Source organism: Pseudomonas sp. 910_21, from assembly GCF_052850735.1.
Genome location: NZ_VXCY01000004.1, coordinates 326,849 through 352,260, shown reverse-complemented (window position 1 = coordinate 352,260; position 25,412 = coordinate 326,849). Strand labels below are relative to the sequence as shown.

The 25,412-nt window shown below is 61.7% G+C and carries 21 protein-coding genes and 1 pseudogene; 11 read left to right on the top strand and 11 right to left on the bottom strand.

The window, feature by feature from the left end; all coding sequences use genetic code 11:
• Positions 1 to 9: 9 nt before the first annotated feature.
• Positions 10 to 864, top strand: coding sequence for a phasin family protein (locus FW796_RS15285; RefSeq protein WP_446439525.1), 855 nt, complete (start codon positions 10 to 12; stop codon positions 862 to 864).
• Between the two features lie 67 nt (positions 865 to 931).
• Here FW796_RS15285 and FW796_RS15280 read toward each other — a convergent pair whose 3' ends face one another.
• From FW796_RS15280 to FW796_RS15235, 10 genes are all read right to left on the bottom strand, one after another.
• The gene (locus FW796_RS15280) at positions 932 to 1,552 is read right to left on the bottom strand and encodes a TetR/AcrR family transcriptional regulator (RefSeq protein WP_123725054.1); all 621 of its coding nucleotides are present in this window, start codon (positions 1,550 to 1,552) and stop codon (positions 932 to 934) included.
• A gap of 64 nt (positions 1,553 to 1,616) precedes the next feature.
• Positions 1,617 to 3,299 (bottom strand): class II poly(R)-hydroxyalkanoic acid synthase, encoded by a 1,683-nt coding sequence (phaC, locus tag FW796_RS15275; protein WP_346634457.1) that lies wholly within the window; start codon positions 3,297 to 3,299, stop codon positions 1,617 to 1,619.
• A 108-nt stretch (positions 3,300 to 3,407) separates the two neighbouring features.
• Complete coding sequence (gene phaZ / locus FW796_RS15270) at positions 3,408 to 4,268, bottom strand: poly(3-hydroxyalkanoate) depolymerase (protein WP_346634458.1); 861 nt, start codon at positions 4,266 to 4,268, stop codon at positions 3,408 to 3,410.
• 130 nt (positions 4,269 to 4,398) lie between these two features.
• On the bottom strand, positions 4,399 to 6,078 hold the full coding sequence (gene phaC, locus FW796_RS15265; RefSeq protein ID WP_346634459.1) for a class II poly(R)-hydroxyalkanoic acid synthase: 1,680 nt from the start codon (positions 6,076 to 6,078) through the stop codon (positions 4,399 to 4,401).
• A gap of 258 nt (positions 6,079 to 6,336) precedes the next feature.
• Complete coding sequence (locus FW796_RS15260) at positions 6,337 to 6,714, bottom strand: DUF971 domain-containing protein (protein WP_346634460.1); 378 nt, start codon at positions 6,712 to 6,714, stop codon at positions 6,337 to 6,339.
• Between the two features lie 94 nt (positions 6,715 to 6,808).
• Positions 6,809 to 8,146, bottom strand: a complete 1,338-nt coding sequence (gene hslU, locus FW796_RS15255; protein ID WP_404938094.1) for an ATP-dependent protease ATPase subunit HslU — start codon at positions 8,144 to 8,146, stop codon at positions 6,809 to 6,811.
• Between the two features lie 57 nt (positions 8,147 to 8,203).
• On the bottom strand, positions 8,204 to 8,734 hold the full coding sequence (hslV, locus tag FW796_RS15250) for an ATP-dependent protease subunit HslV (protein ID WP_003186641.1): 531 nt from the start codon (positions 8,732 to 8,734) through the stop codon (positions 8,204 to 8,206).
• Positions 8,735 to 8,932: 198 nt separating this feature from the next.
• On the bottom strand, positions 8,933 to 9,640 hold the full coding sequence (locus FW796_RS15245; protein ID WP_123725060.1) for an SPOR domain-containing protein: 708 nt from the start codon (positions 9,638 to 9,640) through the stop codon (positions 8,933 to 8,935).
• A gap of 1 nt (position 9,641) precedes the next feature.
• Positions 9,642 to 11,378 (bottom strand): arginine--tRNA ligase, encoded by a 1,737-nt coding sequence (gene argS / locus FW796_RS15240; RefSeq protein ID WP_346634462.1) that lies wholly within the window; start codon positions 11,376 to 11,378, stop codon positions 9,642 to 9,644.
• Positions 11,379 to 11,589: 211 nt separating this feature from the next.
• The gene (locus FW796_RS15235) at positions 11,590 to 13,809 is read right to left on the bottom strand and encodes a primosomal protein N' (protein ID WP_346634463.1); all 2,220 of its coding nucleotides are present in this window, start codon (positions 13,807 to 13,809) and stop codon (positions 11,590 to 11,592) included.
• Positions 13,810 to 14,108: 299 nt separating this feature from the next.
• Between FW796_RS15235 and rpmE the strand changes: the two genes are divergently transcribed.
• From rpmE to FW796_RS15220, 3 genes are all read left to right on the top strand, one after another.
• Positions 14,109 to 14,330 (top strand): 50S ribosomal protein L31, encoded by a 222-nt coding sequence (rpmE, locus tag FW796_RS15230; RefSeq protein ID WP_011058815.1) that lies wholly within the window; start codon positions 14,109 to 14,111, stop codon positions 14,328 to 14,330.
• A gap of 41 nt (positions 14,331 to 14,371) precedes the next feature.
• A complete protein-coding gene (locus FW796_RS15225; protein ID WP_346634464.1) occupies positions 14,372 to 15,151 on the top strand; it encodes a thermonuclease family protein in 780 nt (259 codons plus the stop codon).
• A gap of 187 nt (positions 15,152 to 15,338) precedes the next feature.
• Positions 15,339 to 16,607, top strand: coding sequence for a malic enzyme-like NAD(P)-binding protein (locus tag FW796_RS15220; protein WP_346634465.1), 1,269 nt, complete (start codon positions 15,339 to 15,341; stop codon positions 16,605 to 16,607).
• A gap of 171 nt (positions 16,608 to 16,778) precedes the next feature.
• Here FW796_RS15220 and FW796_RS15215 read toward each other — a convergent pair whose 3' ends face one another.
• A complete protein-coding gene (locus FW796_RS15215; protein WP_346634622.1) occupies positions 16,779 to 19,211 on the bottom strand; it encodes a penicillin-binding protein 1A in 2,433 nt (810 codons plus the stop codon).
• A 220-nt stretch (positions 19,212 to 19,431) separates the two neighbouring features.
• Between FW796_RS15215 and pilM the strand changes: the two genes are divergently transcribed.
• From pilM to aroB, 7 genes and pseudogenes are all read left to right on the top strand, one after another.
• A complete protein-coding gene (pilM, locus tag FW796_RS15210; protein WP_446439524.1) occupies positions 19,432 to 20,481 on the top strand; it encodes a type IV pilus assembly protein PilM in 1,050 nt (349 codons plus the stop codon).
• A complete protein-coding gene (locus tag FW796_RS15205) occupies positions 20,481 to 21,047 on the top strand; it encodes a PilN domain-containing protein (RefSeq protein ID WP_446439523.1) in 567 nt (188 codons plus the stop codon). The genes pilM and FW796_RS15205 overlap by 1 nt, the downstream gene beginning before the upstream one ends.
• The gene (locus FW796_RS15200; RefSeq protein ID WP_404938098.1) at positions 21,044 to 21,667 is read left to right on the top strand and encodes a type 4a pilus biogenesis protein PilO; all 624 of its coding nucleotides are present in this window, start codon (positions 21,044 to 21,046) and stop codon (positions 21,665 to 21,667) included. Before FW796_RS15205 ends, FW796_RS15200 begins: the two co-directional genes overlap by 4 nt.
• Positions 21,664 to 22,191: a pilus assembly protein PilP gene (locus FW796_RS15195; RefSeq protein ID WP_404938099.1), complete on the top strand. Its 528-nt coding sequence runs from the start codon at positions 21,664 to 21,666 to the stop codon at positions 22,189 to 22,191. Before FW796_RS15200 ends, FW796_RS15195 begins: the two co-directional genes overlap by 4 nt.
• Before the next feature lie 191 nt (positions 22,192 to 22,382).
• Positions 22,383 to 23,642 (top strand): annotated as a pseudogene (locus FW796_RS15190) (type IV pilus secretin PilQ); the annotation flags it as partial.
• A 4-nt stretch (positions 23,643 to 23,646) separates the two neighbouring features.
• Positions 23,647 to 24,165, top strand: coding sequence for a shikimate kinase AroK (gene aroK, locus FW796_RS15185; protein WP_011058824.1), 519 nt, complete (start codon positions 23,647 to 23,649; stop codon positions 24,163 to 24,165).
• Positions 24,166 to 24,311: 146 nt separating this feature from the next.
• Positions 24,312 to 25,412: a 3-dehydroquinate synthase gene (aroB, locus tag FW796_RS15180; RefSeq protein ID WP_346634470.1), complete on the top strand. Its 1,101-nt coding sequence runs from the start codon at positions 24,312 to 24,314 to the stop codon at positions 25,410 to 25,412.

Below are 25,412 nucleotides of genomic sequence, written 5' to 3'. Positions count from 1 at the left end.
GAGAACGGGATGGCTGGTAAAAAGAATACTGAAAAAGAAGGCAGCTCGTGGATCGGGAAAGTCGAAGAGTACTCCCGTAAAATTTGGCTTGCTGGTTTAGGCGTGTACTCGAAAATCGACTCTGACGGCAGCAAGCTTTTCGAGACACTGGTCAAGGATGGTGAGAAAGCCGAGAAGCTGACCAAGAGCGTAGTTGGCAAGAAGGTTGATGCTGCCAAAGACTCCGCAAGTTCCGCCAAGTCGCGTATCAGCGACGTCAAGGACCGCGCTTTGGGCAAGTGGGACGAACTGGAAGGCGCTTTCGACAAGCGCTTGAACAGTGCCATCTCGCGTCTGGGCGTACCGAGCCGCAATGAGGTGAAGGCGCTGCATGACAAGGTCGATACCCTGACCAAGCAGATCGAGAAACTCACAGGTGCCAAGGTCGCGCCGGTTGCAGCCAAGACCGCTGCCGCCAAGCCGGCGGCAAAACCTGCTGCCAAGCCACTGGCCAAGCCTGCCGCCAAGCCTGCCGCCAAACCGGCAGTCAAGGCCGCCGCCAAGCCAGCAGCGAAAACCGCGGCCGCCAAACCGGCAGCCAAACCCGCCGCCAAGCCTGTTGCAGCCAAGCTAGCGGCCAAACCCGCTGCCAAACCAGCGGTGAAAGCGGCCGCCAAACCTGCTGCGAAGCCGGCCGTGGCGAAAAAACCTGTAGCCAAGAAGCCTGTAGCAGCCAAACCGGCAGCCAAGCCCGCTGTAGCAGCCAAGCCTGCAACTGCGGCACCAGTGGCCTCGGCCAGCTCGGCGAACTCCGCCGCAGCACCTGGCCCGGCTGTAACTCCAACTGCAGCGCCGGCTCCAGCGACGCCAAGCAGCCAGTCCTGATTACATCAGGCACACAAAAAACGCCCGGCCTGCGAAGGTCGGGCGTTTTTTTATGGCGCGCTGCTGGCTATCCCTGTTCATCCAGGTAACGCAGGGCCATCTGTTCCGTGGCCAGCTTTGCCGGTGGCAGCAAGTGCGGCGCCACCAGCATCATGATCTGGTAGACCACCAGACGCACTTCGCCTTCGCGATCGAGAATCCGTTGGTAATCCAGTGAGAACAGCAAGGTCATGGTGATCTGTTCCACCAGCTGGCCCAGGGCTTGGGTGCCGCTGACCAGTTGGCCTAGAGTCTTGAGCCGGGCCAGCAGGGAAGCCAGGGTGCGCTTGAGGGCGTTGAGCAGGTTGCGAATGCCTTTGGCCAGTTTCGGCAAGCGTCCCGCAAGGTTGGAGAGGTCCTGGAACAGAAAGCGGTAGTGGGCCAGGCGCTCGACAATCAGGTGTAGAAACAACCAATAGTCCTCCGGCGCCAGCTGGGCATCGGACGGAGGGTCCAGCAGTGGTGTCAGCTCGTTCTGGAAACGCTCGAACAGGCCGAGCACCAGAGGTTCCTTGCCATGGAAGTGGTAGTAGAGGTTGCCGGGGCTGATCCCCATTTCATTGGCCACCTCCATGGTGGAGACATTGGGCTCGCCCTTCTGGTTGAACAGTTGCAGGGCACATTCGAGTATCCGGTCGCGGGTCTTCATCCTGACTTCTTGTCGGTCCATTGAGGGGTACGACTCCAGCGCGGAGTCGGGCTGCAAAGTGTCTTTAGCGCACGCGCACGTAAGTGCCTGGAGCGGCCTCCATCGGTGGGTAGTTCTGGTTGCCCAGGGTGGCCAGGGTTTCGCGCTGCGCTCCGGAGTGTTCCTGAACCCAGGCCAGCCATTGGCTCCACCAACTGCCGTCGACATGTTTGGCGTCGTAGTACCAGGCTCGAGGGTCGCTGCTGAGCTTGTGGTTCTCCACGTAGTTGGCCTTGGGGTTGCTCGGTGGGTTGAGGATGCTCTGCACATGCCCGCTATTGGACAGTACAAAGCGTTTATCGCCTCCCAGCAGCAGGGTCGAGCGGTACACCGCGTCCCAGGGCGTGATGTGGTCGTTGATCCCGGCCACGCTGAAGCTGTCCACCGTGACCTTCTGCAAATCGATCGGTGTGCCGCAGACTTCCAGTCCACCCTCGTGGCTCAGCGGGTTGTGCTTGAAGAAGTCCAGCAGGTCGCCGTGCAAGGCCGCGGGCAAGCGGGTGCTGTCGTTGTTCCAGTACAGGATGTCGAAGACCGGCGGCTCCTTGCCCAGCAGGTAGTTGTTGACCCAGTAGTTCCAGATCAGGTCGTTGGGGCGCATCCAGGCAAACACCTTGGCCATGTCGCGGCCGTCCAGCACCCCTTGCTGGTAGGAACGACGCTTGGCCGCCTCCAGAGTTTTCTCATCGGCGAACAAGGTGGCCGGGCTATCCAGCTGGCTGTCCAGCAGGCTCACCAGATAGGTGGCGCTGGCGACCCGACGCAGTTGCCGCTTGGCCTGCAGGTGGCCTTGCAGGGCGGCAATGGTCAGGCCGCCAGCGCAGGCACCCACCAGGTTGACTTCCCGACTGCCGGTAATGGCACGGGCGACATTCAGTGCCTCTTCGGCCGCTTCCACATAGCTCGACAGGCCCCACTCGCGATGGCGCACGTCCGGGTTGCGCCAACTGACCATGAACACCTGCAGGCCGTTCTTCAGCGCGTACTGGACGAAGCTGTTGCCCGGGCTGAGGTCGAAAATGTAGTACTTGTTGATCTGTGGCGGCACGATCAGCACGGGCTTGGCGTACTGCTTTTCGCTCATGGGACTGTACTGGATCAATTCCAGCAGTTCATTGCGAAACACCACCGAGCCTGGGGTCACGGCCAGGTTGCGGCCGATTTCGAAGGCGTGCTTGGTCACCTGACTGGGCAGCCCGTTGTTGTGCAGCAGGTCATCCACCAGGTTGCTGATGCCGCGCACCACGCTGTTGCCACCGGTGTTGAAAATCTCCTTGAGGGCCAGGGGGTTGAGCAAGGTGTTGGAAGGCGCCACGGCGTCATTGAGCAGGGAAAAGGCAAAGTGCGCCCGGGCCCGGTCGTCCTCGCTCATTCCGCTGTCGTCGATCCAGCTCCGGACCTGCTTTTGCCAGCTCAGGTAAGCCTGCAGACCCCGTTTGTAAAAAGGGTTGAGGGTCCAGGCCGGGTCGGCGAAACGGTTGTCCTTGGGGTTGGGTTTGTGCAGGGTTTCCCCCAGCAACACGCGTCCTAGCTGGCCGCCCAGGGCTAAAGTATGACGGGCGCTTTGCAACGGGTTACGGAGACTGTGGACCGCGAGGCTGCGCAACGTGGAGAGCAGATCCCGACCGCGCAGACCGGTGATCGCACTCTGTGCGTTGATATAGGCTGCGGGGGAGGGCAGCGAGCCCTGCGCAGGTTTGTCTTGCATGAGTCAACACTCCTTCGTCAAACCACTAACAAGCAGACCAATCCAAGACAGACAACATAGTCGGTCCTGGCCCTTCTTGCGCGCGACGATCCTGTCGACAGGTATCTTTTACTTCATGGGACGCAAAGGTTCGGGATGGGGGTGCATCACGGCCCTTTGTCGCTCCTCCTGGAGGAACTTCATGATAATGGGGGCGACGGCCTCGGCCCGGGTGATCAGGAACAGGTGGCCGTCATCGATGATATGCAGCTGGGCGTTGGGAATTCGCCAGGCCAGCATGCGCATGTTGATCAAGGGGATCAGCGGGTCGTCATCACCGGCCAGCACCAGGGTCGGCTGGTGGATCTTGTGCAGCCAGTGAATGCTGGTCCAGCCCAGGCCGGCGAACAGCTGCCAGTAGTAGCCCAGTTTGCCGGCCGAGCGCACCTTGGCCGCGTGTTCGGCGGCCAGGTTCGGGTCGCGGCGGAAGGAGCCACCGTAGATCAGCGGGGCGATGCGCATTACGTGGGAGGGCTGCACGTAGCGCCGTGGGCTGGCCATCATCCACAGCACTTTGGGTTTGCCGGGGACCATGAAAGCGCCGGCCGCGGTGGCTGCCAGCACCAGCTTCTTGCAGCGCTCCGGGTAGTCGTAGGCGAATTGCTGGGCCAGGGCGCCGCCCCATGACACGCCCACCGCGTTGACCTGGCCATAGTCCAGGTAATCGAGCATGCGTGCAGTCAGCTTGGCCAGGCCCGGGAACCGATAAGGCCGGCTCGGGGTCGAGGAGCCGCCAACCCCCGGGACGTCGAAGGCAATGACCTCCAGGTCCGGGTCCAGGGCCTGGACGAAGGGGAACACCAGCTCCAGGTTGGCGCCGATACCGTTGAAGATCAGCAGTGGCGTCAAGTGAGGCTTGCCGGGGCGTACCGCAGTGCGGATGGTCTGGCCGTCCAGATCAACGGTGCGGAAGATGAAAGAGTGTGGCATGCCGTAGCCCTGTGAAGTGAACCATTGGAGGCGCCTTCCCGGGCGTCCTCCGGATTTCCTGAGGCCAGGCCTCGTACCAAGAATAGGGCTTGGCGGCACCTCCTGGCGCCGCGTCGTTTAATGCCTGGGCTCAACGCTCGTGGACGTAGGTCCCCGGCGCGGCTTCGGCGGCTGCGTATTTCTTGTTGCCCAGAACGCTGGGTGCTGGTTTCAGCTCGCCCGAGCGCTCCGCTTGCCAGGCTTGCCAGTGCAGCCACCAGGAGTCGGTGTGCTTGACCGAGTTTTCCTGCCACTGATCGGGACAGGCAGGGATATCGCTGCTGGTCATGTAGCGCGCTTTCGGGTTGCCTGGCGGATTGAGGATGCTCTGGATATGACCGCTGCTGGACAGCACGAACTCCACATTGCCACCGAACAATTGTGCCGACTTGTAGCAGGACTTCCACGGGGTAATGTGATCGTTGGTCCCGGCCAGTGAGAAAATATCGGCCGTGACCTGCTTCAGGTCGATCGGCGTCCCGCACACTTCCAGTGCATTGGGGCGGATCAGCGGATTGTTCTTGAACATCTCGATCAGATCGCCGTGGAACGCGGCAGGCAGGCGCGTGGTGTCGTTGTTCCAGAACAGGATGTCGAACACCGGCGGCTCATTGCCCAGCAGGTAGTTGTTGACCCAGTAGTTCCAGATCAGATCGTTGGGGCGCATCCAGGCGAACACTTTGGCCATGTCCCGGCCTTCTAGGACACCGGCCTGATAGGAGTGGCGCTTGGCCGCCTCCAGGGTCTGCTCGTCGACGAACAGGGCTACCTGGGTATCCAGGGTGGTATCGAGCACGCTGACCAACAGGGTCAGGGCATTGACCTTCTTCTCCCCCAGCGCTGCATAGTGGCCCAGCAAGGCAGTGCAGGTGATGCCCCCGGAGCAGGCACCGAGCATGTTCACGTCCTTGCTACCGGTGATCGCGGTCACCACGTCGACGGCTTCTTTCAGGGCCTCGATATAGGTGGACAGGCCCCATTCCCTTTGTGCCTTGGTGGGGTTGCGCCAGCTGACGATGAAGGTTTGCACATTGTTGCGCAGGCAGAACCGCGCCAGGCTCTTGTCCGGGCTGAGGTCGAAGACATAGAACTTGTTGATCTGTGGCGGTACCACCAGCAGCGGTCGCTCGTGAACCTGCTCGGTGATCGGCCGGTACTGGATCAGTTCCAGTACATCGTTGCGAAACACCACAGCCCCTTCGCTGGTGCCGAGGTTCTTGCCGACTTCGAAGGCGTCCATGTTCACCTGGCTGGGCATGCCGCCGTTGTGCACCAGGTCCTTGGCCAGGTGTGACAGGCCGTCCAGGAGGCTCTTGCCGCCGGTTTCGAAGAAGCGCTTGACTGCAGCAGGGTTGGCCGCGCTGTTGGTCGGGGCCATGGCCTCGGTCATCAGGTTGATCACGAAGTGGCCCCGGCTGATGTCCTGTTCCGACAGGCTACTGTCGCCGATCCAGTCGTGGAGTTCCTTGCGCCACGCCAGATAGGTTTGCAGGTAACGTTTGTACAGCGGGTTCTGGCTCCAGGCCGGATCGTTGAAACGACGGTCGTCGCTCTCCGGTTGCAGCGTCGACTTGCCGAACATCACGTTCTTCAGTTCGAGGCCGAAATGAGCAACGTGCTTGACGCTGTGGATGGGTTGTTTGATGGCCTGGGCAAGCACCATTCGAGCAGAGGTAAGCAGATCCTTTCTACGCAAGCCGATGACCGGATTGAGCCCCAGGGTGTTTTCCGAGGCTTGGCGTTTCAGGTCATCGTTATTCTTGTTACTCATCTACGACGCTCCATTGTCCTGAGACGAGTACCGGACCTGCTGTGCAGTCACACAGCACGATGCCAGGTACTACTGCTCGGGTGACCGTTAATTGCGCACCGCTGCCTTACAGGCTCGCAAAACTCTGCAGGGAACTTGCCAGCTCCATTGGTTACCCGAGTTTAATTTTTTTCGCAAGCAGGCCATTCATTGGCCATACAGCGCAGCATTCAAACAGATGGAATTAGAAAATGCCCTCTAAACAGCCGGAGGCTTGAGCTAGAGCATCAGCTTGATGACGGACTCATTCGGGTCGCGGGACTTTCCGGCAGCTTTGAGTTCCGCCAGATAATCGCTCCACAGATCGTCCTGGCGCAGCGCCAACTGATACAGGTAGTCCCAGGTGAACAATCCGCTGTCATGGCCGTCATCGAAGGTCAATTTCAGTGCGTACTGGCCAGCCGGTTCAACCTTGCTCAGGCCAACGCCAAGCTTGCCGAACTGAAGGATGGGTTTGCCGTGGCCCTGGACCTCGGCAGAGGGGGAGTGCACCCGCAGGAATTCCGCGGGCAACTGATAGACCTCGTCTGGCCCATAGGTCAGGGTCAGGGTTTTCGATGCTTTATGCAGGTTGATGCCGGTGGGGAGTTTGCTCATGACCTGTAGTCCTTCCGGTAGGAGCCGGCTTGCCGGCGATCGGGGCGGGTGGCCCTGTCGCTGGCAAGCCGGCTCCTACGTGGGTAGTGAAGGCTTACAGGATATAACGGGACAGGTCTTCGTTCTGTGCCAATTCGCCCAGGTGGCTGTTGACGTAGGCGGCATCGATGCGGATCGGCTCTTCGCTGTGAGCACTGGCCAGATCACCGGCGCTGAACGACACCTCTTCCAGCAGGCGCTCCAGCAGGGTGTGCAGGCGACGAGCACCGATGTTCTCGGTCTTCTCGTTGACCTGCCAGGCAATCTCCGCCAGGCGCTTGATGCCGTCGGGCAGGAACTCGATATTCAGGCCTTCGGTCTTCAGCAGCTCACGGTACTGCTCGGTCAGCGAAGCGTGGGGCTCGCTGAGGATGCGCTCGAAGTCTTCCGGCGACAGTGCCTTGAGCTCCACACGGATCGGCAGGCGGCCTTGCAGCTCGGGCACCAGATCGCTTGGCTTGCTCAGGTGGAAGGCACCGGAGGCAATGAACAGGATGTGGTCGGTCTTGACCATACCCAGCTTGGTGTTGACGGTGCAGCCTTCGATTAGTGGCAGCAGGTCGCGCTGTACGCCTTCGCGGGACACGTCGACGCCGCCGGAGTTGCCACGCTTGGCCACCTTGTCGATCTCGTCGATGAACACGATGCCATGCTGCTCGACGGCCTCCAGGGCCTTGGCTTTGAGTTCCTCATCGTTGACCAGGCGGCTGGCCTCTTCGTCGCGCACCAGTTTCAGCGCTTCCTTGACCTTGAGCTTGCGGCTCTTGCGCTTGCCCTTGCCCATGTTGGCGAACAGGCTCTGCAGCTGGTTGGTCATTTCTTCCATGCCCGGTGGCGCAGAAATGTCGACACCGCTGACTTCCGCCACTTCGATCTCGATTTCCTTGTCGTCCAGCTGGCCCTCGCGCAGGCGCTTGCGGAACAGCTGGCGGGTGTTGGAGTCCTGGGCCGGAGCCTCATCGCCGCTGAAGCCCGTGCGTGCCGGTGGCAGCAGGGCATCGAGGATGCGTTCTTCGGCGGCGTCCTCGGCGCGGTGGCGAACCCGGACCATTTCCTGTTCGCGGAACATCTTGATTGCCGCATCGGCCAGGTCACGAATGATCGATTCAACGTCGCGGCCGACATAGCCGACCTCGGTGAATTTGGTGGCTTCGACCTTGATAAAGGGGGCATTGGCCAGCTTGGCCAGGCGCCGGGCGATTTCGGTCTTGCCGACACCGGTCGGGCCGATCATCAGGATGTTCTTGGGGGTCACTTCAACGCGCAGCTCGGCCGGCAGTTGCATCCGGCGCCAGCGGTTACGCAGAGCGATAGCGACGGCGCGCTTGGCATCGTCCTGGCCGATGATATGGCGGTTGAGTTCGTGGACGATTTCGCGGGGTGTCATGGACATAGTAATTGGCGGTCCTCAAGCAAGAATGAATGCCGTGGCGCGAACGCCGCAACAGGCTTATTCCGCGAGATCCTGCTCCTCGATGGTTTGAGTGTGGTTGGTGAATACACAGATGTCGCCGGCGATACCCAGGGCGGTCTCGACGATTTCACGGGCCGACAGGTCGGTCTTCTTCAGCAAGGCGCTGGCAGCGGCCTGGGCGTAGGCGCCACCGGAACCCATGGCGATCAGGCCGTCTTCGGGCTCAACCACGTCGCCGTTGCCGGTGATGATCAAGGAAGCGTCCTTGTTGGCGACGGCCAGCATGGCTTCCAGGCGGCTGAGGGAGCGGTCGGTACGCCATTCTTTGGCCAGTTCGACAGCGGCTCGCACCAAGTGACCCTGATGTTTCTCCAGCTGGCCTTCGAAGCGTTCGAACAGGGTGAAGGCGTCAGCGGTGGCCCCGGCAAAACCGGCGATCACCTGGCCGTGGTACAGGCGACGGACTTTTTTCGCGTTGCCTTTCATCACGGTGTTGCCGAGAGAAACCTGGCCGTCGCCGCCCATGACGACTTTGCCGTGGCGGCGGACTGAAACGATGGTGGTCAAGGGGAAGTCTCCACACAGCGGGGCGAAAGTGCCCTGATGGAAACTCATATGGGGGTGGCTGAGCGTTTTTCAACTGGAGGCTGTAGCGCAGGACCGGCGGTCATTGTTGCAAGCTGCAAGCGCTTCGCGGTCAAGCCCGCTCCTACGGGGCGTTGTGTAGGAGTGGGCTGGGCCGCGATCGATCGCGCAGCGGTCGGCTTAGCGGCTCTGGCGCTGTTGTAACAGCAGGTTGCTGAAACCGGCGCCGGCCAGTTGTTTCTGGGCCACGGTGAGCTGTTCCCGATTGCTGAAAGGCCCTACCAATACCCGGTACCAGGTTTCGTCCTTCACCGTGCCGGACTCAACCGAAACCGACTGGCCCAGCAGAATGATCTGCGCGCGCACCTTGTCGGCGTCGGCTTCCTTGCGGAACGAACCGGCCTGGAGGAAGAACTTGGTCACCGGTGCTGCCTTGGCCACAGGTGGAGCCGGTGGCGGAGTGATCCCGGCCAGGGCCGCCTGGGCCCGAGCCGTGTCGATCTTCGCCGCTTCCGCCGGGGTGACCGGGGTGGTCGGCACTGGCGGCACCTGCGGCGTCGGCAGGGTTTTCTCCGGCACCGCTTCGGGCGGCACTATGACTTCCGATTCCGGCAGCAGGGTGTAGAAGTCGTACTTCGGCTTCACCGGTTGCTGCGGGCTCGGCGGGGTCTTGTTGGCCTCGGCGATCTTGCTGGCTTTCTGCTGTTCGATCTTTTCGCGCTTGACGCTGTCGCCACCCTTGCCCGGTTCGAGCTTCATCAGGAACACGATGAAGGCGCCGATGGTCAGGCCGATGGCCAGCCACAACCAGCCCGGGATCGGCTTCTTGGCCGGAGCCTGGTAACGGCTGGCGCCACGCTTGGGTGCAGGTTTTTTCTTGGCAGCCAACTTACATTTGCTCCAGGACTTTGAGGCCCAGCAGTTCCAGACCTTGCTTGAGGGTGCGACGGGTCAGCTCGGTGAGGCGCAGACGGCTGTGCATCTGCGTCGGTGTCTCGGCCGCCAGGATTGGACAGTTCTCATAGAAGCTGGAAAACAGCCCGGCCACGTCGTACAGGTAGGTGCAGAGGATGTGCGGGGTGCCCTTGTCGGCGACGTTGTTGAGGATCTCGCCGAACTGCGCCAGCTTGGCCGCCAGCTCCAGTTCCTGGGCTGCGTGCAGTTCGATCTGGCCGCCCACTTCGCTGAAGTCCTTGCCCAGCTTGCGGAATACGCCGGCGGCGCGGGTGTAGGCATACAGCAGGTAGGGGGCGGTGTTGCCTTCGAAGTTGAGCATCAGGTCGAAGTTGAAGCTGTAGTCGCTGGTGCGGTGCTTGGACAGATCGGCGTATTTCACCGAGTCGATGCCCACCACCTTGGCGATGCTGCGCAGGTCGGCTTCCGGCAGTTGCGGGTTCTTCTCTTTCACCAGGACGTAGGCGCGTTCTTCGGCTTCGGTCAGCAGGTCGATGAGTTTTACGGTGCCGCCGTCGCGGGTCTTGAACGGGCGGCCGTCGGCGCCGTTCATGGTGCCGAAGCCCATGTGCTCCATCTCCATCGGATGGGTCACGAAACCGGCCTTGTGCGCCACGGCGAACACCTGCTGGAAGTGCAGGGCCTGGCGCTGGTCGACGAAGTACAGGGCACGATCGGCCTTGAGCTTGCCACTGCGGTAGCGCACGGCGGCCAAGTCGGTGGTGGCGTAGAGGTAACCGCCATCGGCCTTGACGATGATCACCGGCAGCGGCTCGCCTTCGGCGTTCTTGAACTCGTCGAGGAACACGCACTGGGCGCCGTTGCTCTCCACCAGCATGCCCTTGGCCTTGAGGTCGTTGACCACATTGATCAGGTCGTCGTTATAGGCGCTCTCGCCCATGACGTCGGCCATGGTCAGCTTGACGTTCAGCAGCTCGTAAATTTTCTGGCAGTGGGACAGGGAGATGTCCTTGAACTTGGTCCACAGCTCCAGGCAGTCCGGATCGCCGGCCTGCAGCTTGACCACCAGGCTGCGGGCACGATCGGCAAAGGCTTCGGATTCGTCGAAACGCTGCTTGGCGGCGCGGTAGAAGTTCTCCAGGTCCGACAGTTCGTCGCTGGTGATCGGGTTTTCTTCCAGATACGCCATCAGCATGCCGAACTGGGTGCCCCAGTCACCGACGTGGTTCTGGCGGATCACGGTGTCGCCGAGGAACTCCAGGACCCGTGCCACGCCGTCGCCGATGATGGTGGAGCGCAGATGGCCGACGTGCATCTCTTTGGCCAGGTTGGGCGCCGACATGTCGACCACGGTGCGTTGTGCCGGGCCGGCCTTGCGCACGCCCAGGTGCTCGTCGCCAAGGGCGGCGTCCAGGCGCGCAGCCAGGGCCTGGGTGTTCTGGAAGAAGTTGATGAAGCCCGGGCCGGCGATTTCCGCCTTGCTCAGGTCTTCATGGGCCGGCAATGCGGCGATGATCTTTTCCGCCAGGTCGCGCGGCTTCATGCCGGCGGGCTTGGCCAGCATCATGGCGATATTGCTGGCGAAGTCGCCGTGGGTCTTGTCGCGAGTGTTTTCGACCTGGATCGCCGGCGACAGGCCTTCTGGCAACACACCTTCGGTGACGAGTTGGGTGATGGCTTGCTGGATGAGCTGGCGAATGGTGTCTTTCATGGTCTTCTCTTTCGACCGCTGGCGCGGCGGCGCTTCGGTGCGCAGGTGGAAAAACTGGGCATTATCCGTTGCTGAAGCGGGCTTGCCAACTATAGAGGGCTGCTGGGGGATCGGTGGTGGCTATTCGGTGCTGTTCGCGGGCAAGCCTGTTCCTACGGGTTTGATGCTGCCCATTGTCGGAGCGGGCTTGCCCGCGAAAACACTGTATCGATCAATACAGATCCACCGGGTCCACATCCAGCGACCAGCGCACCTGGCGCCCGCTGGGCATTTGCTCCAGCACCAGCAGCCAACTGCTAAGCAGCCGGTGCAGCGGTGCCCGGGCGTTGGCCTGCAGCAGCAATTGCGCACGGTAACGTCCGGCGCGCCGTTCCATCGGAGCTGGCACCGGGCCCAATAGTTCGATGCCTCCCAGGTGCTGTTCCGCCAGCAAGCGCTCAGCCTCGCTGCAGGCTTCGTCCAGAAAGCCTTCGGCCTGGCCCGGCTTATGGGCTTCGGCCCGCAGCAGCGCCAGGTGGGCAAAGGGCGGCAGGCCGGCGGCGCGGCGCTCGCTCAGGGCTTGCTCGGCGAAGGCGAAGTAGCCCTGCTCGGTCAATTGCACCAGCAGTGGGTGGTCGGCCAGGTGCGTCTGAATGATCACCTTGCCCGGTTCTTCGGCTCGTCCCGCGCGCCCGGCCACCTGGACGATCAGTTGCGCCATGCGCTCGCTGGCGCGGAAGTCGCCGGAAAACAGGCCGCCGTCGGCATCGAGGATCGATACCAGGGTGACCCGGGGGAAGTGGTGGCCCTTGGCGAGCATCTGGGTGCCCACCAGGATGCACGGATGACCTTTCTGGATGGTGGCGAACAGTTGGTTCATCGCATCCTTGCGTGAGGTGCTGTCGCGATCCACCCGTAACACCGGGTAGTCGGGGAAGAGTATTCCCAGGCGTTCCTCCGCGCGCTCGGTGCCGGCGCCCACGGGGCGCAGGTCGACCTTGCCGCATTGCGGGCAATGGCGCGGTACGCGCTCGACGTGGCCACAATGATGGCAGCGCAACTCGCCGGAGCGCTGGTGCACGGTCATCCGGGCATCGCAGCGCTGACATTCGGACATCCAGCCGCAGTCGTGGCAGAGCAGGGTCGGGGCGAAGCCCCGGCGGTTGAGAAACACCAGCACTTGCTGCCCGGCGGCCAGGGTCTGGCCGATGGCTTGTTGCATGGGGCCAGAAATACCGCTGTCCAGGGGGCGACTCTTCACATCCAGGCGCAGGAAGCGTGGTTGTTTGGCGCCACCGGCCCGCTCGTTCAGGCGCAACAGTCCATAGCGGCCGGTGTAGGCGTTGTGCAGGCTTTCCAGCGATGGCGTCGCCGAGCCCAGGACAATCGGGATGTTTTCCTGGCGTGCCCGCACCAGCGCCAGGTCCCGGGCGTGGTAGCGCAGGCCTTCCTGCTGTTTATAGGAGCCATCGTGCTCCTCGTCGATGATGATCAGCCCGGGGTTCTTCATCGGGGTGAACAGGGCCGAGCGGGTGCCGATGATGATGTCGGCCTCGCCATCCCGGGCCGCGAGCCAGGCGTCCAGGCGTTCCCGATCATTGACCGCCGAGTGCAGCAGGGCGATGCGTGCGTTGAAGCGCTGCTCGAAGCGCGCCAGGGTTTGCGGCCCCAGGTTGATTTCCGGGATCAGCACCAGCGCCTGCTTGCCGGCTTCCAGGGTCTCGCGGATCAGTTGCAGGTAGACCTCGGTCTTGCCGCTGCCGGTGACGCCGGCCAGGAGAAAGGCGTGGTAGCTGTCGAACCCGGCGCGGATGGCTTCATAGGCGGCACGCTGTTCGCTGTTGAGCGGCAGCTCCGGCTGTGCCAGCCAGTGTTCATGGCGCACGCCCGCTGCGTGCTTGCGTACTTCCACCTGCACCAGATCCTTGGCCAGAAGCAGATCCAGGCTGTCCTTGCTCAGCATCAGCTTGCTCAGCAATGCATGGGGCACGCCATGGGGATGCTGGGCCAGGGTTGCCAGGGCTTCACGCTGGCGCGGGGCACGGGCGATGCGTGGGTCATCAAGGCGGGCGCCAGGGGCAATCGACCAGAAACGCTCCTGGCGGGCCTCGGCCAGCTCTCCCTGGCGCAGCAGCACCGGAAGCGCCCAGCTCAGGGTGTCGCCGAGGCTGTGCTGATAATACTGGGCGGTCCACAGGCACAGCTTGAACAGGGCGGGTGGCAGAGGCGGGGTGGGGTCCAGCAAGGCCAGCGCCGGTTTGAGTTTCTCGGCCGGGACTTCGCTGTGATCCGCCACTTCCACCAGAATGCCGATCATCTCCCGGCGGCCGAAGGGCACCCGCAGGCGCATGCCCGGATGCAACTGGGCGCGCAGCACACCGGCTGGTGCACGGTAGTCGAACAAGCGGCGCAGGGGCGAAGGCAGGGCGAGGCGCAGGATGGCGTCGGGCACGCGGGAAAATCTCGTTGAGCGGACAGTAAATAAGCCCCGGAGCCTAACAGAGGCGCTACGGAGTGTCCTGCACAAGCGTGTGCGGCTCCGGTCGCTGCGACCTTTGAGCCATGTCGGAATGGCCGTCGTCGTTCACGGAACGGCAATCCGGGGGCTGTCAAGGTTGTATGGGTTTTTTCTGATGGAGTGCAGTCAGGATCTCTTGCGCGATTGACGGGGTCTGGTAGAATTCGCGCCCTAATTCGTGCGGTATTCAACAATAGTGTTGGGTGGCGGCACGCTAGCCTGAGGAATACACCATGAAAGCCGATATCCATCCAGTATACGAAGCCATTACCGCTACTTGCAGCTGCGGTAACGTCATCGAAACTCGCTCCACCCTGGCCAAGCCTCTGAGCCTGGACGTGTGCAACGAGTGCCACCCGTTCTACACCGGTAAGCAAAAGACTCTGGACGTTGGCGGTCGTGTCGACAAGTTCAAGTCGCGCTTCGGTGCTTTCGGCGCAACGAAAAAGGCCTGAGGCTGATCGTTCTGGAAAGCCGTTATCGACTTTCCTCGCTGATGAAAAAGGCGTCCCTAGTGGGCGCCTTTTTTGTGTCCGCGATTTGGCTGACCGCCGTCCAGGCGTTTTGCCCGGCGCCGAAGGGGCTGATTCCTGCAGCAGTGCAGCGGGTGGTGGATGGCGACACGCTGCGCCTCAAGGATGGCCGCAGCGTGCGCATGATCGGCCTCAATGCGCCGGAGCTGGCTGGCAAGGGGCGGTCCGCGGAGCCTTTCGCGGTGGCGGCGCGGCAACGCTTGCAGCAATTGGTGGCGCAGAGTGGTGGCCGGGTCGGTTTGTTGCTCGGGCGTGAACGGCGTGATCGTTATGGCCGGACCCTGGCTCATGTCTATGGCGCCAGTGGCATCAACTTTGAGGCGCGCTTGATCGCTGAAGGGCTGGCCTACCAGATTGCACTGGCGCCGAACGTCGCCCTGGTGGCTTGTCAGCAGGCCGCTGAAAAACATGCGCGCCGAGCCGGGCTGGGGCTCTGGCGGCGTTCACCTGTACTGAAAGCGGAGCAGATCCGCCATTCGGGTTTTGCCGTGCTCAAGGGGCGTGTGAGCAAGGTGCAGCGCAATCGCGGGGGCGTTTGGATCACATTGCGGGGCGCAGTTGTATTGCGTATTGCACCCAATGTCCTGGAGCGCTTTGATCGTCGCTGGCTCAAGGGGCTTTCGGGGCAGCGAATCGAGGCTCGCGGCTGGGTGGTGGATCGCTCGCGTCGAGACCAGTCCACATCGGGCGGGGCGCGCTGGATGTTGTCAGTGACCGACGCTTCCATGGTCAGACTTCTCTGATAAAGAAAAATTGTAGACATTTTTTAACTGAATTGTGAACAGTTGAAAGCCTTGTGCACCGTGGCTCTTGGCCCAAAGTCGTACGCTACAGGCCTTGACAGGGGTGACTGGGCAGTCTTGTAGGGACTATGCGACACGCGTATCCTCGGCGGTCCGTCTGTCCAACAGTAAAAAGCGGAATGCCCACATGTCTGATTTGAAAACTGCCGCTCTCGAATATCATGCCAATCCTCGTCCAGGAAAGCTGAGTGTCGAGCTCACCAAGGCCACTGCTACCGCTCGTGATCTGGCGCTGGCCTACAGCCCCGGCGTAGCCGAACCGGTACGCGAAATCGCTCGCGATCCGGAACTGGCCTACAAGTACACCGGCAAAGGCAACCTGGTTGCCGTCATTTCCGATGGCACCGCGATTCTCGGCCTGGGTAACCTCGGCCCACTGGCGTCCAAGCCGGTGATGGAAGGCAAGGGCGTACTGTTCAAGCGTTTCGCTGGCATCGATGTATTCGACATCGAAGTCGACTCCGAAAGCCCGCAAGCCTTCATCGACACCGTCAAGCGCATCTCCATCACCTTCGGTGGCATCAACCTGGAAGACATCAAGGCCCCTGAGTGCTTTGAGATCGAACGTGCTCTGATCGAGCAGTGCGACATTCCGGTCTTCCACGATGACCAGCACGGCACCGCGATCGTTACCGCAGCCGGCATGATCAACGCCCTGGAAATTGCTGGCAAAACCCTGTCCGACGCCAAGATCGTCTGCCTGGGTGCCGGTGCTGCCGCTATCTCCTGCATGAAACTGCTGGTGAGCATGGGCGCGCAGATCGAGAACATCTTCATGGTTGACCGTACCGGTGTGATCCACTCCGGCCGTGACGACCTGAACCAGTACAAGGCGGTGTTCGCCCACACCACCGACAAGCGCACCCTGGCCGACGCCCTGCAAGGCGCCGACGTGTTCGTCGGTCTGTCCGGTCCGAACCTGCTGAGCGCTGAGGGCCTGAAGTCCATGGCGCCGAACCCGATCGTGTTCGCCTGCTCGAACCCTGATCCGGAAATCGCTCCAGAGCTGGCTCACGCCACCCGTGACGACGTGATCATGGCCACTGGCCGTTCGGACTACCCGAACCAGGTGAACAACGTTCTGGGCTTCCCGTTCATCTTCCGTGGTGCCCTGGACGTTCGCGCCAAGCGCATCAACGAAGAAATGAAGATCGCTGCGGCCAACGCCCTGCGTGAACTGGCCAAGCTGCCGGTGCCTCAGGAAGTGTGCGACGCCTACGGCGGCATCAAGCTGGAGTTCGGTCGTGAGTACATCATTCCGAAGCCAATGGATGCCCGCCTGATCACCGTGATCTCCGATGCCGTGGCCAAGGCTGCCATTGAGACCGGCGTGGCGACCCTGCCGTATCCGAAGAACTACCCGCTCAAAAGCGTGAATGATGTGTTCAACGGCTAAGCTGTTGTAGCGTCATGCAAAAAGCCCCGGCTCGCGAGAGCCGGGGCTTTTTTGTGGGCGCCTTGCACCCTGTCACAGAGTTGCCGTAGGAGCGGGCCCGCCCGCGAAGAGGTTGGTGAGCCAAGTACAACACTCATCGACCTTTTCGGCGGCAGGCCGGCTCCTGCTGGCTTAGAACAGATCGATCGGTGCCGCCTCGTCTGCCGGCAACGGGCTGCCCGGAGCGACGCCATTGCCCAGTTCGTTGACCGAGGGCGGAGTGTCTTCGCTCTTGAACAGTTCGAAGTACGCATTCGGCGTGCCCGGGGTGGCCGCGCGGCCGCTGACCGGGTCGACCCGCAGGCTGAGGATGCCTTCCGGCTCCGCTTGGGTGTGCGCGGGCTTGCCCTTGAGGGCGGCCCCCATGAAGTTCATCCAGATCGGCAAGGCCACAGTACCGCCGTATTCGCGGCGTCCCAGGCTTTCCGGCTGGTCGAAGCCGGTCCACACGGTGGTCACGTAGTCGGCGTTGTAGCCGGAGAACCAGGCATCCTTGGATTCGTTGGTGGTACCGGTCTTGCCGGCCAGGTCCGTGCGGCCCAGTGCCAGGGCCCGGCGTCCGGTGCCCAGCTTGATCACGTCCTGGAGCATGCTGTTGAGGATGTAGGTGGTGCGCCCGTCAATGATCCGCTCGGCAACTGCCGGAGTCTGCACCGGGGCCTGGATCGGACTTTCGCCCGCCGCGGTATTGACCGTGAAGTTGTGTTCCGGCGCCGCAATGCCGCTGCTGGTTGTATCTCCGGTGGGGACGCTGGGCGGGTTGGCGCTGAACAGCATCTCGCCGTTGCGGCTTTCAATCTTGTCGATGATGTACGGGGTGATCTTGTAGCCGCCGTTGGCAAAGGTGCTCCAGCCGGTGGCGATCTCCATGGGCGTCAGGGTCGCGGTGCCCAGTGCCAGGGACAGGTTGCGCGGCAGGTCCTGCTTGTTGAAGCCGAACTTGCTGATGTAGTCGATGGTGTGGTCCACGCCCATGCTCTGCAGCAGGCGGATCGATACCAGGTTGCGCGACTTGTACAACGCTTCGCGCATGCGGATCGGGCCGAGGAAGGTATTGGTGTCGTTCTTCGGACGCCAGACCTTGTCCAGGTACTCGTCGACGAACACGATCGGCGCGTCATTGACCAGGCTGGCCGCGGTGTAGCCATTGTCCAGGGCTGCGCTATAGACGAACGGCTTGAAGCTCGAACCGGGCTGGCGCTTGGCCTGCATCGCACGGTTGTAGTTGCTCTGCTCGAAGGCAAAGCCCCCGACCAGCGCACGGATCGCGCCGTTTTGCGGGTCCAGGGTCACCAGGGCACCCTGGGCGACCGGGATCTGGCTGAACTTCAGCGAATTGTCCGCCTGGCGCTGTACGCGAATCAGATCGCCGACCTGGGCCACGTCCGCTGGCTGGCGAGGGACGGCGCCCATGCTGTTGGTGTTGAGGAACGGCCGGGCCCATTTCATGGTGTCCCAGGCCACGTGCTCCTCGCCGTTGCGAGTCAGCACTTGCACGCCGTTCTTCTCGACCTGGGTGACGATCGCCGGCTCCAGGCCGCTGATGGTCCGCTGCTTGGTCAGCTCGGTGGCCCAGGCCGCCTGAGTCTTGCCTGGCAGGCGGGACTCCGGCCCACGATAGCCGTGGCGCTGGTCGTAGGTCATCAAACCTTCGTGGACCGCGGTATTGGCCATTTCCTGCAGGTCGCTAGGCACTGTGGTGGTGACCCGGAAACCTTCGGTATAAGCGTCGCTGCCATAGCGGCCGACCATTTCGGCGCGGGCCATCTCGGCGATGTACGGCGCGTTCACTTCCGGTGTCGGTACGTGATAGCTGGCGTTCAACGGCTCGTTGATGGCTTCGGTGTAGGCCGCCTCGGTGATCTTGCCGAGCTTGTACATGCGCCCCAGGATCCAGTCGCGGCGTTCCTTGCTGCGCGCCGGGTTGGCCAGGGGGTTGAAGCGTGAAGGGGCCTTGGGCAGGCCGGCGATCATCGCCATCTGCGCCAGGCTCACGTCGCGAATGGACTTGCCGTAATACACCTGGGCCGCAGCCTCGATACCGTAGGCGCGGTTACCCAGGTAGATCTTGTTGACGTACAGCTCGAGGATCTCGTCCTTGGTCAACTGCCGTTCGATCTGCAGGGCCAGGAGAATTTCCGTGGTCTTGCGTGAAAAGCTGCGCTCGCTGCTGAGGAAGAAGTTCTTCGCCACTTGCATGGTGATGGTGCTGCCGCCGGACTGAATGTGTCCGCTTTTGACCAATTGGGTCGCAGCACGCATCAGGCTGCTGGGGTCAACTCCGTAATGGTTAGCGAAGTTGTCGTCTTCAGCACTTAGTAACGCATTGATGAAGTTGGGGGGAATTTCGGCGAAACGTATAGGGGTGCGGCGCATTTCGCCAAATTCTGCGATCAACTTGCCGTCGCTGCTGTACACCCGCAGAGGAATCTGCAACTGGATACTTCTCAGGGCCTCAACCGAAGGAAGGCCGGGACTAAGATAGAGAAACGCACCGGAGAGGGCGAGAAGCAGCCCGCAGAACACAGCGACGATGGACCACCCGAAAAACTTCAGCAGACGAATCAAGGCTTTTGGATTTCCAGAGAAAGGAATGAATTAGGCGTCAGGGCATTCAAGGTAATCAGGGACCGACCCACGCAGCAGGAAAAGCGGAAAAAAAAACGCTGGGCATTATAAGCATTTTCCGCCGAGAGCGTCATTTGCCCGTCTGTCAAGACGTGGCGATTGAGCGCAACTGAGTTTGGGAAGTCCGTAAGTTACGGATAGTCATAGGGAAATGATCGTGCTTGGACTTTTCAGCAAAAAGTCGGGTTCCCTGCTGGGGATCGATATCAGTGCGACATCGGTCACGCTTCTGGCTCTGAGTCGCCAGGGGCGTAGTTATCGGGTCGAGGCTTATGCCAGGGAAGACCTGGCCCCGGACCCGTTCGGCGCCGATCCCGAGGCGCTGGCCAGGGTGTTGTCCCGGGCCTGGCTCAAGAGCGGCAGCCGTCGCAAGGGTGTGGCTGTAGCGGTGGCTGGTGAGGCAGTGATCAGCAAACTGATCGAGATGCCGGCCGGGCTCGGCGACGATGAGCTGGAACATCAGCTCAAGCTGGAGGCGGCCCAGTACATTCCTTATCCCCTGGAAGACGTAGCCACCGATTTTGAGGTCCAGGGCGCCGTGCCCGGCGATCCTCAGCGGGTTCAGGTGCTGCTGGTAGCCTGCCGCTACGAGGATGTCGAATCCCTGGAAGTGCCAATGACCCTGGCTGGCCTGACGCCAAGGGTGGTGGATACCGCGCCCCTGGCCCTGCAGCGTTGCTTGTCGATGCTGACTGGGTCGATGCCGTCTGCATCGCCCTTGGCTGTGGCGCTGCTGGACATAGGTGTGGATATGACCACGTTCTGCGTGATGCATGGCCAGCGAATCATCTATAGCCGGGAGCAGTTGTTTGGCAGTCGACAGCTGAACCAGGCGCTGGAGCGCCGCTATGCGCTGACCCTGGATCAGGCCGTGCAGGCCGAGCGCCAGGGCCGATTGCCCCAAGGTTGCGCCGAGGACGTGCTGCGACCGTTCGAGCAAGAGTTGCTGCAGCAGGCGCATCGTTCCTTGCAGCTGTTTGCCGAGTCGCCGCAACAACAGCCTGTTGAGCGGTTGCTGCTGGCCGGTGACGGCAGCCGCTTGACTGGCCTTGATGGTCGGGTGGCGGAGCAAGTGGGAGTCGCCACGGTCATCGCCGATCCCTTCGCCAGCATGTCCATTGCTCCCCAAGTGGATGCCCGGGCGCTTGCCGACCAGGCGCCGAACCTGTTGCGTGCCTGCGGTCTGGCCCTGCGAGGGCTCGACTGATGACTGGTATCAACCTTCTTCCTTGGCGGGAGACCGCGCGAGCAATGCGCCGTCGACGTTTCCTCCAGGCACTGGCGGCAATGCTGGTCCTGGGCCTGGGGTGTGTGCTCCTGGCTGATGCCTGCATCGATCGGATGATCGGTCGGCAACAGGCCCGCAACCAGTATCTGAGGCAGGCGACAGCTGATCTGGATAGCCAAATCGCCAGCATTCGCCAGCTCAAGGCCCAGCGTCAGCAACTGGTGGCGCGCATGGGGATCATTGAGGAGTTGCAAGGCAATCGCTCGGCCAGTGTGCGGATTTTTCAGCAGTTGGCCCGCAGCCTGCCCGATGGCGTGTACTTCACCGCGGTGGATCTGCTGGGGCAGAACCTGAGCATTAGTGGGGGCGCGGAGTCCAATAACCGGGTCTCTGAGCTGATGCGCAATTTGCAGTCTGCCGAGGGATTTGCCGCTCCCAGTCTGACCGAGGTGAAAAATGTTGTGGCGGCGGATCAGGGGGTGGGCAATCTGTTTCGACTCAGCATCGGGCTGCTGCCCCTGCTGCCGGAGGAGGCGCAGCGATGAGCCGGGGGCATTGGTTGGCGCAGCTGCGTGGTACCGATCTGCGGGAGCTGGAACTGAGCAACCTCGGTTCCTGGCCGAGTCCGATCAAGGCGCTGCTGGCGGTCTTGCTCCTGCTGCTGACCTTGCTGGCAGGCTACGGCTTTTACCTGAGCCCGCATCTGGAGGCGCTGGGGCAGCAGCGCCGAGAGGAGCATCGATTCAAATTGCAGTTCGCCGACAAAGCCGGAAAGGTCGCCAATCTTCAGCGCTATCGTGAGCAAATAGGGGGCATGCAGGACAGCTTCTCTCTGTTGTTGCGTCAGTTGCCCAGCGATACCGAGGTCCCGGGACTGCTGGAAGACATCAGCCGAGTGGGGCAGGGCAGCGGCCTGGCGTTCGAGGAGATCAAGCTGCAACCGGAGGTGGTCCGGGATTTCTATGTCGAGCTACCGATTCAGATCGCGGTCACCGGTGCCTATCACGACCTGGCGACTTTCGTCAGTGGCGTCGCCGGTCTGTCGAGAATCGTCACCTTGCATGATTTTCAGATCAGTCCCGTGGACCGGGGCAACCCCACACAACTGCGCATGAGCATCGAGGCGCGGACCTATAGGTACGACAGTCGGGAGCCGCACTCATGAGCGGTTGGCGTTGCTGGGTGTCCGGTTGTTTCTGTGTGGCGCTGCTGGGTTGCGAAGGTGGTGCCGATTTTGCCGACCTGGATGCCTATATGAGTGAGGTGCGCCTGCAATCGCCAGGGGCGATTGATCCGGCTCCGGTCATGCGGTCCTACCCCTCGGTCACCTACAGCGCCAGTGCGCTGCGCAGCCCGTTTCGCCCGCCACAAAGAATCGACCTGATCATTGGTCGACGGGGTACGAGTGCTGTCCGGCCCAATCCGCAGCGGGTCCGGCAACATCTGGAGAGCTTCGATATCGAGCAGTTGCAAATGGTCGGGAGCCTGTTCCATGCCTCCGGCCGTTTTGCCCTGTTGCGCAGTGCCGGCGGTGTCTTTCCCTTGCGGGTCGGTGATTACCTGGGGAGAAACGAGGGTCGGATAGTGGCCATCAGCGAGTCCCGGGTGGACGTGGTGGAAATTGTCGCCGATGGAGCGGGAGCCTGGCAGGAGCGACCGCGGACATTGTCTCTGAAAAAACACTCTTAAGTGGAATCTGCAAAATGAACAGGACTGTTTCAGCCTTCGGTGTGGCGCTATGGATAGTGCTGCTGGCATCGCTGGTTGGCACCACCGAGCTCAGGGCCTTCGCTTCTGAGGAGCGCAATCGCTTTCCAAACAGCCCCACGGCCACGCCGGCAATCACTGGCGTTTCAGGCGAGGGCGCAACTCGTCCGCCCGGTGAAAAGCTGTCGCTGAATTTCCAGGACATCGAGGTGCGCGCAGTATTGCAACTGATCGCCGATTTCACCGGACTCAACCTGGTGGCCAGTGACTCCGTGCAAGGCAGCATCACTTTGCGCTTGCAGAACGTGCCCTGGGATCAGGCTCTGGATCTGGTGCTCAAGACCAAGGGGCTGGATAAACGCAAGGTCGGCAACGTCTTGTTGGTGGCTCCGGCGGATGAGATCGCGGCCCGGGAGCGCCAGGGGCTGGAGTTGCAGAAGCAGTTGGAAAACCTGGCGCCCCTGCGACGGGACCTGCTGCAGGTCAATTACGCCAGGGCCGCGGACATCGCCAGGCTGTTCCAGTCAGTGACCGGTAGCGAGGAGAAGGCTAGCGAGCGGGGTTCCATCACCGTGGATGAACGCACCAACAACATCATTGCCTACCAGACCCAGGAGCGCCTCGATGAGTTGCGGCGCATGGTCATGCAGCTGGACGTCCCGGTGCGTCAGGTGATGATCGAGGCGCGGATCGTCGAGGCCAACGTCGACTACGACAAGAGTCTGGGGGTGCGCTGGGGCGGCTCGCTGCAAAACAGGGGCAACTGGAATGCCTCCGGGGTGCAGAGCAGCGCCAAGGGCTCCTCGACCATAGGCACCCCCGGCAGCAGTGGCAGCCACTCGCCCTTCGTCGATCTGGGCACCACGGGCAACACCTCGGGCATCGGCATTGCCTACATCACTGACAGCGTGCTGCTGGACCTGGAGCTGACCGCCATGGAGAAGACCGGCAACGGTGAAATCGTGTCCCAGCCCAAGGTGGTCACCTCGGACAAGGAAACCGCGAGGATTCTCAAGGGCACCGAGATTCCTTATCAGGAAGCCAGTTCCAGTGGCGCCACTTCGGTGTCGTTCAAGGAGGCCTCGCTGTCTCTGGAGGTAACGCCGCAGATCACCCCGGACAATCGCATCATCATGGACGTCAAGGTCACCAAGGATGAGCCGGACTACTTGAACAAGGTTCAGGATGTGCCGCCGATCAAGAAGAACGAGGTCAATGCCAAGGTCCTGGTCATTGATGGCGAGACCATCGTCATCGGTGGGGTTTTCTCCAATACCCAAAGCAAGGTTGTAGATAAAGTGCCATTTCTTGGCGATGTGCCGTATCTTGGCCGCCTTTTCCGGCGTGACGTGGTGTCGGAGAAAAAATCCGAGCTGCTGGTATTTCTCACTCCGCGTATCATGAACAACCAGGCGATTGCTGTGAGTCGTTGATTCTGTGCGAAATTTGATTCTTGTTGGGCCGATGGGGGCTGGAAAAAGCACCATAGGCCGCTTACTGGCCAAAGAGCTGCGCCTGCCATTCAAAGATTCCGATAAGGAAATTGAACTGCGTACAGGCGCGAATATTCCGTGGATCTTCGATAAAGAAGGCGAGCCGGGCTTTCGCGACCGCGAGCAGGCGATGATCGCCGAGCTCTGTGGCACCGACGGTGTGGTCCTGGCCACCGGCGGTGGCGCGGTGATGCGCGAAGCCAATCGGCGGGCGCTGCATGCCGGTGGACGAGTGGTCTATCTGCACGCTTCGGTTGAACAACAGGTAGGGCGCACTGCCCGGGACCGCAATCGTCCCTTGCTGCGCACCGCCGATCCGGCCAAGACCCTGCGCGACCTGTTGGAAATCCGTGACCCGCTTTATCGGGAAATCGCCGATCTGGTGGTGGAAACCGATGAGCGGCCGCCACGAATGGTGGTGCTGGACATACTCGAGCGCCTTCAGCAGTTGCCACCCCGTTAATGCGTCGAGCGAAATGCGCTATTCTCGGCGTCGCGCCATGACCGCCAAGGTGTGGCGCAGAGCTATCGGGCAGCGTCAGAAGACCAGACGAGGCCCATCGTCAATACAAGGCACAACGCCTGCTTCCATCTTCACTGTGGGGACACATGCAGACACTTAAGGTCGATCTAGGCGAGCGCAGCTACCCGATTCACATTGGTGAAGGACTGTTGGACCGGCCCGAGCTGCTGGTGCCCCATATCGCTGGGCGGCAAGTGGCGATCATCTCCAATGAGACCGTTGCGCCGCTGTACCTTGAGCGTCTGACCCGCAGCCTGGCGCAGTTCTCGGTGATATCGGTGGTCCTGCCCGATGGCGAGGCCTACAAGAACTGGGAAACCCTGCAACTGATTTTCGACGGCTTGCTCACTGCGCGCCACGACCGCCGGACCACCATCATTGCCCTCGGTGGCGGGGTGATCGGCGACATGGCCGGCTTCGCCGCAGCCTGCTATCAGCGCGGCGTGGACTTTATCCAGATTCCTACCACCCTGCTGTCCCAGGTGGACTCCTCGGTGGGTGGCAAGACGGGCATCAACCACCCCCTGGGCAAGAACATGGTTGGCGCCTTCTATCAGCCGAACGTGGTGCTGATCGATACCGCCAGCCTCAATACCCTGCCGAACCGCGAATTGTCGGCAGGCCTGGCGGAAGTGATCAAGTACGGCCTGATCTGCGATGAGCCGTTCCTGACCTGGCTGGAAGAGAATGTCGATCGCCTGCGGGCCCTGGACCAGCAGGCGCTGACCTATGCCATCGAACGCTCCTGCGCGGCCAAGGCTGCGGTGGTCGGTGCCGACGAGCGTGAATCGGGGGTGCGCGCCACCCTCAACCTGGGTCATACCTTCGGCCATGCCATCGAGACTCATATGGGCTACGGTGTCTGGCTGCATGGTGAAGCGGTGGCTGCTGGCACCGTAATGGCCCTGGAAATGTCCGCGCGCCTGGGCTGGATCACCAGTCAGGAGCGTGACCGCGGTATTCGCCTGTTCCAGCGTGCGGGCTTGCCGGTCATCCCGCCTGAAGAGATGACCGAAGCGGACTTCCTCGAGCATATGGCAATTGACAAGAAAGTGATCGACGGTCGTTTGCGTCTGGTGCTGTTGCGCCGCATGGGCGAAGCCGTAGTGACCGACGATTATCCGAAAGAGGTTTTACAGGCCACGCTGGGAGCGGATTACCGCGCCCTGGCTCAGCTTAAAGGTTAA